Source organism: Stenotrophomonas sp. PA-6-5C, from assembly GCF_021605635.1.
Lineage (GTDB): Bacteria > Pseudomonadota > Gammaproteobacteria > Xanthomonadales > Xanthomonadaceae > Stenotrophomonas > Stenotrophomonas lactitubi.
Genome location: NZ_WKEE01000014.1, coordinates 38,122 through 50,360 on the forward strand (window position 1 = coordinate 38,122; position 12,239 = coordinate 50,360).

Here is a 12,239-nt window from a genome sequence, read left to right on the forward strand (position 1 = left end):
GCAGGGGCGTCGCCAAGAGGCCCAAGGCACCAGGTTTTGATCCTGGCATTCGGAGGTTCGAATCCTCCCGCCCCTGCCAATGCGGCTGCGTCCGCGCCTTCCAGCGCATCACCTGCGCGGGACGTGGGAACAGCCGCGGTGTTGTCAGCAGCAGGGGCCGCAGTGGTCCTTGCCGCTACCGGATCCCCGCCACTCGTCCCCGCCCGAGACAATCATGATGCAAGAGTCCCCGAACCTGCTGGTCTTTTCCGGCAACGCCAACAAACGTCTGGCGCAGAACATCTGCAAGGAACTGGGAGTGCGCCCGGGCAAGGCGCTGGTCTCGCACTTCTCCGATGGCGAAGTGCAGGTGGAGATCGAAGAGAACGTCCGCAAGCAGGACGTGTTCGTGATCCAGCCGACCTCGGCGCCGAGCGCGGAAAACCTGATGGAACTGCTGGTGCTGATCGACGCGCTCAAGCGCGCATCGGTGGCCAGCGTGACCGCCGTGGTGCCGTACTTCGGCTACTCGCGCCAGGATCGCCGCATGCGTTCCTCGCGCGTGCCGATCACCGCCAAGCTGGCGGCGAAGATGTTCAGCACCGCCGGCGCTGATCGTGTGCTGACCGTCGACCTGCACGCCGACCAGATCCAGGGTTTCTTCGATATTCCGGTCGACAACGTGTATGCCTCTCCGCTGCTGCTGGCCGACATCTGGCGCGCCTACGGCACCGAGAACCTGATCGTCGTGTCGCCGGACGTGGGCGGTGTGGTCCGCGCCCGTGCGGTGGCCAAGCGCCTGGATGACGCTGACCTGGCGATCATCGACAAGCGCCGTCCGCGCGCCAACGTCTCCACCGTGATGAACATCATCGGTGACGTCGAAGGCAAGACCTGCGTGATGGTCGATGACATCGTCGATACCGCCGGCACCCTGTGCGCCGCTGCCGCTGCCCTGAAGGCGCGCGGTGCGCTCAAGGTCGCCGCCTACTGCACCCACGCGGTGCTGTCGGGCCCGGCGGTGGACAACATCACCAATTCCCAGCTCGATGAGCTGGTGGTGACCGACACCATCCCGCTGAAGGACGCCGCGCGGGTGTGCAGCAAGATCCGCCAGCTGAGCGTGGCGGAAATGCTGGCCGAAACGATGCGCCGCATCGCCTTCGGCGAGTCGGTCAGCTCGCTGTACGTCGATTGATTTTTTCGTCCCCGCCGGCAACGGCAGGGACACACTGGGCACTTCTGGTCGCGGAAGTGCCTTCAACCGCCAAGCCGCAAGGCAAGGCAACAACCGAGTAGTCGAAAATGTCGAAGACCCATGAAATCAAGGTCACCAAGCGTGAACTGCAGCGTAAGGGTGCGAGCCGCCGCCTGCGTACCGCTGGTGTGATCCCGGCGATCGTGTACGGCGGCAACGCCGAACCGGTCGCCATCAGCCTGGACCACAACGAAATCTGGCTGGCCCAGCAGAACGAGTGGTTCTATGCCTCGATCCTGGACCTGAACCTGGACGGCCAGGTGCAGAAGGTGCTGCTGCGTGACATGCAGCGCCATCCGTTCAAGCAGCTGATCATGCACCTGGACTTCCTGCGCGTGAACGAGAACGAGAAGCTGACCGCTTCGGTTCCGCTGCACTTCATCAACGAAGACACCTCGCCGGCTGGCAAGGCTGCCGACGTCGTGGTCACCCACGAACTGAAGGAAGTGGCCATCAGCTGCCTGCCGAAGGACCTGCCGGAGTCGATCGAAGTCGACCTGGGCGAGCTGAAGGCTGGCGACGTTGTGTACCTGTCGGACATCAAGCTGCCGAAGGGCGTGGAAATCCCGGCGCTGGCGCTGGGCAAGGACCACGACGACGCCATCGTCACTGCCAAGCACGGCAAGCAGGACGCTGCCGACGCTGAAGAAGCAGCGGCCGAGTAATACCCCGCGGCGCCTGTCCTTCGGGGCAGGCGCCGTATCTGGATGGAACGATGGCAGGATTGCGACTGATCGTCGGTCTGGGCAACCCCGGATCGGAGCACGCCCGGACCCGGCACAATGCCGGGTTTCATTTCGTTGAGGCCCTGGCTGAAAAGGCCGGTGCGCGATGGAACGTGGACAGCAAATTGTTTGGCGAGACCGCCAAGGTCGACATCGCTGGGCAGACGGTGTGGCTGCTCAAGCCCGCCACTTTCATGAACCTCAGCGGCAAGTCGGTCACCGCCGCGCAGCGGTTCTGGAAGATCGAGCCGGAGGAAACCCTGCTGGCCCATGACGAACTGGACCTGGCGCCCGGCGTGGCGCGCTTGAAGTTCGACGGTGGCCACGGTGGACAGAACGGCCTGCGTGACACCATCCGGCTGCTCGGCCACGGCAGGTTCCATCGCCTGCGCGTGGGTATCGGCCATCCCGGCCACAAGGACCGCGTGGTGGGCTGGGTGCTTGGACGCCCCTCCAAGGATGATGAAGTACTGATTTCGCGCGCCATCGACGATGCGATCGACGTGCTGCCGTTGGCAGTGCAGGGCGATTTCAGCGAAGCGATGAAGCGGCTGCACACCCCGAAATAGCGCTTCTGGTAGGTGCCAACCTTGGTTGGCACACAAAGATCGGCAACGCACAATCGGCAACACCGAGATGGATTGGCCAAGCGGCGCGCGCGCTGTTTCACCAATCACTTTCACCCCAGAGAGCTGTCACCCATGGGTATCAAATGCGGCATCGTCGGCCTGCCCAACGTCGGCAAGTCGACCCTGTTCAACGCGCTGACCAAGGCGGGCATCGCCGCGGCGAACTTCCCGTTCTGCACCATCGAACCGAACGTCGGCATCGTGCCGGTGCCGGATCCGCGCCTGAACGAGCTGGCAGCGATCATCAACCCGCAGAAGGTCATCCCGACCGCGGTCGAGTTCGTCGACATCGCCGGCCTGGTGGCCGGTGCCGCCAGCGGCGAAGGCCTGGGCAACAAGTTCCTGGCCCACATCCGCGAAGTGGATGCGATCACCCACGTGGTGCGCTGCTTCGAGAACGCTGACGTCATCCACGTCAACAACAAGGTCGACCCGATCTCGGACATCGACACCATCGATACCGAACTGGCCCTGGCCGACCTGGACAGCGTCGAGAAGGCACTGAACCGCGCCGAGCGTGCGGCCAAGGGTGGCGACAAGGATGCAGCGGCACGCAAGCCGGTGCTGGCCAAGCTGCAGGCCGCGCTGGCCGACGGCAAGGCCGGTCGTTCGGCAGGTCTGGACGAGGAAGAGAAGGCGCTGGTGCGCGATCTGTTCCTGCTGACCCTGAAGCCGGTGATGTACATCGCCAACGTGCTGGAAGACGGTTTCGAGAACAATCCGCACCTGGATGCCGTGCGCGCCCGTGCCGCCGAAGAAGGCGCACAGGTGGTACCGGTGTCGGCAGCGATCGAAGAAGAGCTGTCGCAGCTGGACGACGAAGACCGCGATACCTTCCTGGCCGATCTCGGCCTGACCGAGCCGGGCCTGAACCGCGTGATCAACGCGGCTTACAGCCTGCTTGGCCTGCAGACCTACTTCACCGCTGGCGTGAAGGAAGTCCGCGCGTGGACCGTGCGCAAGGGCGCCACCGCGCCGCAGGCTGCCGCGGTCATCCACACCGACTTCGAGAAGGGCTTCATCCGCGCCGAAACCATCGCGTATGACGACTTCATCAAGTACAAGGGCGAAGCCGGTGCCAAGGAAGCCGGTCGCCTGCGCCTGGAAGGCAAGGAATACCGCGTGCAGGAAGGCGACATCCTGCATTTCCGCTTCAACGTCTGATCTGGCTGTATCGGATCGACCCCGGACGCCCCGCTCAGTGCGGGGCGTTCGCGTTTCCGGTGATGGACAAAAAAACACCACGTTACGAAACACTTGCGGTGTGACGTTCGCAGGCACTTGTCCACAGAAAACTCCCATCGCTCTCCACGCCTGGTGTGGAAAACCGCGCAGCACCCTGTAGAGCCGAGCCCGCGCTCGGCTCGGGTTGGTATCAGCCGAGCGCGGGCTCGGCTCCGCAGGGCTTGCTCGCGTAGTGTGGACAAATTTTCACCGCGCCCTGAAACGTCTGTGCAGCAACACTCACAGCCACTTGTCCACACCTAGTTCCCATCGCTTTCCACGGCGCATGTGGAAAACCCGGATTCTTCCTGGATAAAAAATCGCCACCCTTCGAAACCATTGCAATGCATGGCTCGCGGCCACTTGTCCACACCAAACCCCCACCGCTTTCCACGCGCGGTGTGCATAAACAGCAAGGCCCGCCAATGGCGGGCCCTGTTGTTCCACATCCGGCGATGCCGTGCGCCCTTACAGGGCGCTGCCGCCGAACTTGTGCGTGTACTGCAGGTTGATGGTGCGGCCGACGCTGTCGAACCAGGACACGTCGTAGTACGGGTACGCCGTGTAGGTCCTGTCCTTCGGCGGCATCTTGTTGAACACATTGACCACCGACAGCGACAACCGCGAGTGATCGTCGAAGCGGTACTGCAGCGAAGCGTTGTAGCGGTAGGTCGCCTTGATCCACGGGCTGTCGCCGCTCTCCTCGTCGAACACCTGGTCGTAGCTGTCCGAGGTCGGCAGCTTGCCCAGGCGCGAGCCATACACGGTGGCCGACCAGGCATCCTTCTCCCAGGTCACGCTGACGCTGGTCTTGGTGCGCGGAATATCGAAACCGCTGTTGATCGCGAACTGGTCTTCGGTCACATCACCGGCATAGCGCTGGAAGTCATGCTTCTTCACCCAGGTGTGGGTGCCATTGAAGATGAAATCGCCGATGCCGGTCTGGAGGCGGTAGCGCAGGCCGACGTCGACGCCGGAGGTGGACTCGCGCGCAACGTTGATCGGGTTCACATGTACGCCGTAGAGACGGCCGTCGGCGGTGCGGGTGATGCGGGCCAGAGCGTCCACGCAGGTCGGTGAGCCGATGTCGGCGCTGCCCAGCCGGCAGTTCGCTTCGCTGGCCAGGATCGTACGCACGTCCATGTCCTGCACCTGGTCGCGCATGTCGATGTTGAACCAGTCGGCCGACAGGTCCAGGCCGGCGGCCGGTGACCACACGAAGCCAGCGCTCCAGGAGGTGCTGGTTTCCGGGTCCAGCTCGCGGTTGCCACTGCGGCTGCGGATCACGTTGCGCTCGTAATCGGCGCAATCATCGGCGGCATCGGCGCGGCAGTTGTACAGATCTTCCGCGCTGGTCTCGTCGTTGCCCGGGCCGGCGAAAACATAGTGCAGGTCCGGCGCGCGGAACGCGGTGCCGTACGAGCCGCGCACCAGCAGCGTGTCGATCGGACGCCATTCCAGGCCGCCGCTCCAGGTTGCCTTGCCGATGGTGTGGCCCGAATAGCGGTACTGGTCGTAACGGCCGGCCACGCTCAGGTTGACCGTTTCATGCAGCGGCATGCGCAGCTCGGCGGCGGTCGCCCAGCGGTTGCGCGAGCCCTTGCCGTCCGAATCCTTCCAGCTGTAGTAGTAATAGCCCGTCGCCAGCGGATCGGGATTGAGCGCATAGGCCTGCTGGCCCACTTCCACCGTCGCGGCAAAGCCGGCATCGCCACCGGGCAGGGTGAACAGCGAACCATTGGTCAGGGTCAGCGCCGCCGTCTCGGTGCGCGACTTCGGCGTATAGGTGGTGCGTGCGGCGATCGAATCGTACTCGGCACGGGTCAGCGGCCGGTACAGGCGCGACGGATCGGCGTTGTAGATCGGGAAGCCGTCATCGTCCTCGCCCAGCTGCGGGCCCAGGAACAGGTCGTTGGCCTTGGACGCGATGATCTGCGCCCAGCTGATCCGCGACTGGTACTGCGAATGGCTCAGTGCCGCTTCGTAGTCCCAGCTGCCGGTCAGGTTGCCCTTGAAGCCGGTGGTCACGCTGAAGGTCTTCTGCGTGCTGCGCACCATCGCATTGTCCAGTCCGCCCATTTCCTCGGGCGAGAACTGGCGCTGCCAGAACTCGATCTCGCCGGTCGCTTCATTGTTGAAGTAGCCCGACTCATCGCCGTCGGCGGCCATGCGGCCCCATTTGGTGACATCGCGCATCAGCGACATCGTGTGGTAGCCCAGCTGCACGTCGGCGAACCACTGCTGGCCGTTGTCGAAGTCGTAGCTGAGCGAGGCATAGGCGTTGGCGCCGCGGCGCTTGCTGAGGATCGTGCCGTAGCCGATCGCGCTGTCGCTGCCGCAGTAGTAGCCGTAGCGCGGGCGGAACGCACGGTAGGTGCTGCCCTGGTTCTGCGCGGACAGTGCATCACAGGTCGCTGCGCCCGGATCCAGGTAGTCATCGTTGTAATCGGTGCGCAGATAGGAGCGACGGGCGATGCGCGCGCCTTCGGTCGGGCCGTCCTGGGTCGAGTCCTGGATGTCGCGGTCGTAGGCCCACAGCGGCGTCTGCGACTGCAGTTCGACGCTGTACACCGCGTTGAAGTTGCCGCTGCTGAAGCCGCTGGCCAGGCTCATGTCGAACGATTCACCACCACCCTCGGTGGTGGTGCCCATGCGCATGTCGATGGTGGTGCCATCGGCCTGCTTCTTCAGGATGAAATTGACCACGCCGGCGATCGCATCCGAGCCGTAGATCGCCGACGCGCTGCCGGTCAGCACTTCAATGCGGTCGATCATGCCCAGCGGGATGTTGGACACATCGGTGAAGTTGCTGCGGCCCTTGAACGGCATCGGGAAGTCGGCGATGCGACGGCCGTTGACCAGCACCAGGGTGTGGTTCGGCCCCAGCCCACGCAGGTCGACCTGCTGCGCACCCGGCGAGAAATCGGCACCGCCGGAGGACTGCTGGCTCTGCGTCTCACCGCCGTTCTGGGTCATCGCGCGCAGCACGTCCGGCACGGTGGTGAAGCCGCTGGAGCGGATCTGCTCTGCGTTGATGACAGTGATCGGCGCCGGCCCTTCCACCTGGGCGCGCGGGATGCGTGAGCCGGTCACCTGCACCGCATCCAGCTGTTGTACCGAAGAGGAAACGGGAGTCTGCGCCGCCGCCGAAGCAGCAACGCCCATCAACGCCAGCTGGATCGACCACGCCATCGCCTGTCTACGCATGAGAAATTCTCGGAAGTAATGCCGGCCCGCAGAGGAGGGGCCCTGTCCCCCATTCACATTTCAGGAATGGGCGCGCGCATTTAACGCCTTTTTCATGTCCTTGACTACTGGGGATATGTCTGGCAAAGAGTGAAAACGGTTGCAGGTCGTTTTTGTTCAGGGAGATCAAGATGCGACGCCTTCGCTACGGGCTGCGTGGCCCGCTCATCGCCTTGCTGCTGTCGGCGCTCTGGACTTCGCCGGCGGCGGCACAGGAACTGATGGACCCCGGCTTCGCCTATTACGAAGTGGGTGATCTGGATGCGCCGCGGCCCGGGCCGCGAGCCCCCGCGATGATGCTGATGGGTGGCGGCGAATGGGTGCCTGAAGCCTTCCAGTGGTGGCTGCGCCAGGCCGGCAATGGTCGCGTGCTGATCCTGCGCGCCTCCGGCACCGATGAGCTGCAGGACCGCCTGTACCGTGAGATCGGCGGCACCACCGCCGTGCAGACCCTGGTGTTCGACAACCGCCGCGGCGCCGATGACCCGGCCGTGCTGCGGGTCGTGGCTGCGGCCGATGCGATCTTCATCGCCGGCGGCGATCAGTCCCGCTACATCCGCTTCTGGAAGGGCACCGCGCTCAACCGGGCGCTGAATGCCCACGTGCGCGCCGGCAAGCCGATTGCCGGTACCAGCGCCGGCCTGGCAATCCTTGGTGGCTACGCCTATGGCGCGCTGGATGGCGGCAGCATCGATTCGGCCAGCGCCATGGCCGACCCGATGGGCGAGGCCGTGACCCTGGATCGCGGCTTCCTGCAGCTGCCCTACCTGCAGCGGGTGGTCACCGACACCCACTTCGACAAGCGCGACCGTCTCGGCCGCCTGATCGTGTTCGTGGCCCGCGCCGCGCATGACAGTGGTGACCCGGACATGGTCGGTATCGGCGTCGACGAAGACACGGCCCTGTGCGTGGAGCCTGATGGCCAGGCCCAGGTCTACAGCGCCGACGGCGAAGGCAAGGTCTGGGTGGTCAGCCCCGGACGCGATGCCGACCGGCTGGTGGAAGGTGAACCCCTGCGCTTCCACGCGGTGCCGGTCACCGTGGTTGCCAGCGGCAGTCGCATGCGCTTGGACGACCTGCAGGCCGAGGCGGCCTACGAGGCCTTGGCTGACATCAGCGACGGCGAGATTGAAGTCATCCGCCAATGATCCGGTAGCGCCGGGCCATGCCCGGCGGATGCCGCCGCGCTGTGCCTTCCACCGGGCATGGCCCGGCGCTACCGTGCAATCCAATCCCTTTCCTGCTGGAGATCTGCTTCCATGAAACTGCGCCTGGCGCTGTCCGCGCTGTTGTCCCTGCCACTGCTGGCCCAGGCCGCACCCGCGGCATCACCGCTGCTGGTCATCCACGGCGGTGCCGGCGTGGAGCGCAAGGATCTCTCTGCGGCGGAAGAACAGGCCGCGCGCGCTGCGCTGAAGGCGGCATTGCTGAAGGGCCATGCCGAACTTGCAGCCGGGCGTCCGGCATTGGCGGCGGTCACTGCTGCGATCACCGTGCTCGAGGATGATCCGACCTTCAACGCGGGCAAGGGCGCTGTGTTCACCCACGAGGGCCGCAATGAACTGGACGCGGCGGTCATGGATGGCGCCACCCAGGCAGCCGGCGCAGTGGCCGGCGTGCAGCGCGTGCGCAACCCGATCCTCCTCGCGCAGACGGTGATGCAGAAGTCCAGGCACGTGATGATGGTGGGGCAGGGCGCCGAAGCCTTCGCCACCGAGCAGGGCGTGACTCTGGTCGACCCCGCCTACTTCCGCACCGACAAGCGCTGGCAGCAGCTGCAGCGTGCATTGAAGGAAGAAGCGAGCGGGCAGGCGCATGCCGACCTGGAAACCGCAAAGCACTTCGGCACGGTCGGTGCGGTCGCCCTGGATGCACAGGGGCATCTTGCTGCAGGCACTTCCACCGGCGGCATGACCAACAAGCGCTACGGACGTGTCGGTGATTCCCCGATCATCGGTGCCGGCACCTGGGCCGATGCGCGTTGTGCGGTGTCGGGTACCGGTTGGGGCGAGTACTACATCCGCACCGCGGCAGCCCATGAGATCTGCGCGCGCATGCGCTACCTCGGTCAATCGCCGGAACAGGCGGGCAAGGGCGTGATCAACGATGCGATTCCGCAGATGGGCGGCGACGGCGGGGCAATCGTGCTCTCCGCAGATGGAAAAGCGGCAGCACCGTTCAACACCCAGGGCATGTACCGGGGCTGGATCGGGGCCGATGGCGTTGCCCATGTGGCCATCTTTGCCGACGAGACAATCGCACTGCCCTGAGCAGACCCTTGCGTATCAAGGGGTTTGCGACGCGTGTGAAAAAAAGTGAAAAAAAGCGTTGACAGACCCCCGCTTCATCTCCAGAATTGCGGGCTCACCACCACACACCGCAACGCTTCGGCGGCACGGAGTGGGGTGGTAAAAGGAGGGATACCCAAGCGGCCAACGGGGGCAGACTGTAAATCTGCTGGCTTACGCCTTCGGTGGTTCGAATCCACCTCCCTCCACCAGCTTCACGTTGTGGCACATTCCCGGTGCGGGAGTAGTTCAATGGTAGAACCTCAGCCTTCCAAGCTGATGGTGCGGGTTCGATCCCCGTCTCCCGCTCCATTGAGTGAACTTTGAATATTATCGAGTTCATGCCATAATGCAAAACTCGCTCACATAGCTCAGTCGGTAGAGCACTTCCTTGGTAAGGAAGAGGTCGAAGGTTCGATTCCTTTTGTGAGCACCATCTTCAGCACCACACCAGACGAATTCGAGATAAGCAGCCATGGCCAAGGGTAAGTTCGAGCGCACCAAGCCGCACGTCAACGTCGGCACCATCGGTCACGTCGACCACGGCAAGACCACGCTGACCGCCGCACTGACCAAGATCGGTGCCGAGCGCTTTGGTGGCGAGTTCAAGGATTACTCCGCGATCGACGCCGCGCCGGAAGAAAAGGCACGTGGCATCACGATCTCGACCGCGCACGTCGAATACGAATCCACCGTTCGTCACTACGCCCACGTCGATTGCCCGGGCCATGCTGACTACGTCAAGAACATGATCACCGGTGCTGCGCAGATGGACGGCGCGATCCTGGTGTGCTCGGCCGCTGACGGCCCGATGCCGCAGACCCGCGAGCACATCCTGCTGTCGCGTCAGGTCGGCGTGCCGTACATCGTCGTGTTCCTGAACAAGGCCGACATGGTTGACGATGCCGAGCTGCTGGAACTGGTTGAAATGGAAGTCCGCGAGCTGCTGAGCAAGTACGACTTCCCGGGCGACGACACCCCGATCATCTCGGGTTCGGCCCGCCTGGCGCTGGAAGGCGATCAGAGCGACATCGGCGTGCCGGCCGTCATCAAGCTGGTCGAAGCGCTGGACACCTGGATCCCGACCCCGGAGCGTGACGTCGACAAGGCATTCCTGATGCCGGTCGAAGACGTGTTCTCGATCTCGGGCCGTGGCACCGTGGTCACCGGTCGTATCGAGCGCGGCGTGATCAAGGTCGGCGAAGAAATCGAAATCGTCGGCATCCGTCCGGTGCAGAAGACCACCGTGACCGGCGTGGAAATGTTCCGCAAGCTGCTGGACCAGGGTCAGGCAGGCGACAACGCCGGTCTGCTGCTGCGCGGCACCAAGCGTGACGACGTCGAGCGTGGCCAGGTTCTGGCCAAGCCGGGTTCGATCAAGCCGCACACCAAGTTCGACGCCGAAGTCTACGTTCTGTCGAAGGACGAAGGCGGCCGTCACACCCCGTTCTTCAAGGGCTACCGTCCGCAGTTCTACTTCCGTACCACCGACATCACCGGTGCGGTCGAGCTGCCGGAAGGCGTCGAGATGGTGATGCCGGGCGACAACATCAAGATGGTTGTCACCCTGATCAACCCGGTCGCCATGGATGCCGGTCTGCGCTTCGCAATCCGCGAAGGTGGCCGTACCGTCGGTGCTGGCGTGGTTGCCACCATCCTCGAGTAAGCCTGCATGCCGGCGGTCGCATAGCGCTGCCGGTCTGGCGAGTGGCGGGCCGGGAACCTCGGTCCGCCTTCGCCGTCTAAGGGAAGGCAAGTTTTCTACGTACGCCAGTAGCTCAATTGGCAGAGCAGCGGTCTCCAAAACCGCAGGTTGGGGGTTCGAGTCCCTCCTGGCGTGCCATCTGCCCACCTTACCCAGCGGCCCTGCCGCTAAAGCAGACACAGCCTGATGAATAGCAAGATCGAACATTCCAAGGACACCTCCGCGCAAGGCGGGGATATCGTCAAGTACGTCCTCGCATCGTTGCTGGTGCTGGCAGGTCTGTTCGTCTGGTTCTGGTTCTCCGCCGATTCCGGTCGCGCTGCCCAGCTGGGCTCGTGGACGGGTCAGCTGCGTGCGTTGGCGGTCGTGGTCGGCCTGGTTGGCGGTATCGGCGTGTTCATGCTGACCGGCAAGGGGCGCGACACCCGCGAATTCCTCTCCGAGTCGCGCTTCGAACTGCGTAAAGTGGTTTGGCCGACCCGTCAGGAAGCCATTCGCATGACCTGGGTGGTGATTGTCGTCGTCCTGATTCTCAGCCTGCTGCTGGGTGGGTTCGACTTCTTCATCCAGAAACTGACTCAGTGGTTCCTGAGCCGCTAAGGAGAAATGCATGAAGCGTTGGTACGTCGTTCACGCCTATTCGGGCTTCGAGAAGTCGGTGGCGCAGGCTCTGCGCGATCGCATCGTCCGTGACGGCATGGAAGAGCGCTTCGGCGACGTCCTGGTTCCGACCGAGGAAGTGATCGAAATGCGCGCCGGCCAGAAGCGCCGTTCCGAGCGCAAGTTCTTCCCGGGTTACGTGCTGGTCCAGATCGAGACCCACGAAGAAGCGGGCATTCCGCGCATCGACAACGAAAGCTGGCATCTGGTCAAGGAAACCCCGCGTGTCATGGGCTTCATCGGCGGAACCGCCGATCGTCCGCTGCCGATCGCTGATTCCGAGGCCGAAGCGATCCTGAACCGTGTCCAGGAAGGCGTCGAGAAGCCGCGTCCGAAGGTGCTGTTCGAGCCGGGCCAGATGGTCCGCGTCACCGAGGGTCCGTTCAACGACTTCAACGGTGTCGTCGAAGAAGTCAACTACGAGAAGAGCCGTCTGCGCGTCTCGGTGCTGATCTTCGGTCGCGCTACCCCGGTCGAGCTCGAGTTCGGCCAGGTCGAAAAGGCCGTCTGATCTGTATTCACATG

10 protein-coding genes and 5 tRNA genes are annotated in these 12,239 nt (G+C 64.0%); 14 read left to right on the forward strand and 1 reads right to left on the reverse strand.

Going from position 1 to position 12,239, the window contains the following annotated elements; all coding sequences use genetic code 11:
• The first annotated feature begins 2 nt into the window (after positions 1-2).
• The 5 genes from GIW57_RS08280 to ychF all read left to right on the forward strand — a co-directional run bounded on the left by GIW57_RS08280 (position 3) and on the right by ychF (position 3,755).
• A tRNA-Gln gene (locus GIW57_RS08280) sits at positions 3-79 on the forward strand.
• 138 nt (positions 80-217) lie between these two features.
• Positions 218-1,177: a ribose-phosphate diphosphokinase gene (locus GIW57_RS08285; RefSeq protein ID WP_025879147.1), complete on the forward strand. Its 960-nt coding sequence runs from the start codon at positions 218-220 to the stop codon at positions 1,175-1,177.
• A 107-nt stretch (positions 1,178-1,284) separates the two neighbouring features.
• Positions 1,285-1,902 carry a 50S ribosomal protein L25/general stress protein Ctc gene (locus tag GIW57_RS08290; protein ID WP_100463166.1) on the forward strand — a complete coding sequence of 206 codons (618 nt, stop codon included), beginning with the start codon at positions 1,285-1,287 and terminating at the stop codon, positions 1,900-1,902.
• A gap of 50 nt (positions 1,903-1,952) precedes the next feature.
• Complete coding sequence (gene pth, locus GIW57_RS08295) at positions 1,953-2,531, forward strand: aminoacyl-tRNA hydrolase (protein ID WP_093818987.1); 579 nt, start codon at positions 1,953-1,955, stop codon at positions 2,529-2,531.
• Between the two features lie 132 nt (positions 2,532-2,663).
• Entirely contained in the window at positions 2,664-3,755 is a 1,092-nt protein-coding gene (gene ychF / locus GIW57_RS08300; protein ID WP_025879150.1) for a redox-regulated ATPase YchF, read from the forward strand.
• 528 nt (positions 3,756-4,283) lie between these two features.
• Here ychF and GIW57_RS08305 read toward each other — a convergent pair.
• Entirely contained in the window at positions 4,284-7,022 is a 2,739-nt protein-coding gene (locus GIW57_RS08305) for a TonB-dependent receptor (protein ID WP_236510010.1), read from the reverse strand.
• Positions 7,023-7,192: 170 nt separating this feature from the next.
• Between GIW57_RS08305 and GIW57_RS08310 the strand changes: the two genes are divergently transcribed.
• From GIW57_RS08310 to nusG, 9 genes are all read left to right on the forward strand, one after another.
• Positions 7,193-8,209 (forward strand): cyanophycinase, encoded by a 1,017-nt coding sequence (locus tag GIW57_RS08310; RefSeq protein WP_100465684.1) that lies wholly within the window; start codon positions 7,193-7,195, stop codon positions 8,207-8,209.
• A gap of 111 nt (positions 8,210-8,320) precedes the next feature.
• The gene (locus GIW57_RS08315) at positions 8,321-9,331 is read left to right on the forward strand and encodes an isoaspartyl peptidase/L-asparaginase (RefSeq protein WP_236510013.1); all 1,011 of its coding nucleotides are present in this window, start codon (positions 8,321-8,323) and stop codon (positions 9,329-9,331) included.
• Between the two features lie 144 nt (positions 9,332-9,475).
• Positions 9,476-9,561 (forward strand) — tRNA-Tyr (locus tag GIW57_RS08320).
• Between the two features lie 26 nt (positions 9,562-9,587).
• Positions 9,588-9,661: transfer RNA gene (locus GIW57_RS08325), tRNA-Gly, on the forward strand.
• A 48-nt stretch (positions 9,662-9,709) separates the two neighbouring features.
• A tRNA-Thr gene (locus tag GIW57_RS08330) sits at positions 9,710-9,785 on the forward strand.
• A 39-nt stretch (positions 9,786-9,824) separates the two neighbouring features.
• Positions 9,825-11,015, forward strand: a complete 1,191-nt coding sequence (gene tuf / locus GIW57_RS08335) for an elongation factor Tu (RefSeq protein ID WP_089238985.1) — start codon at positions 9,825-9,827, stop codon at positions 11,013-11,015.
• Between the two features lie 101 nt (positions 11,016-11,116).
• Positions 11,117-11,192: transfer RNA gene (locus GIW57_RS08340), tRNA-Trp, on the forward strand.
• A gap of 48 nt (positions 11,193-11,240) precedes the next feature.
• Positions 11,241-11,654, forward strand: coding sequence for a preprotein translocase subunit SecE (secE, locus tag GIW57_RS08345; protein WP_100463179.1), 414 nt, complete (start codon positions 11,241-11,243; stop codon positions 11,652-11,654).
• Positions 11,655-11,664: 10 nt separating this feature from the next.
• Positions 11,665-12,225 (forward strand): transcription termination/antitermination protein NusG, encoded by a 561-nt coding sequence (gene nusG, locus GIW57_RS08350; RefSeq protein ID WP_025879350.1) that lies wholly within the window; start codon positions 11,665-11,667, stop codon positions 12,223-12,225.
• Positions 12,226-12,239 lie beyond the last annotated feature (14 nt).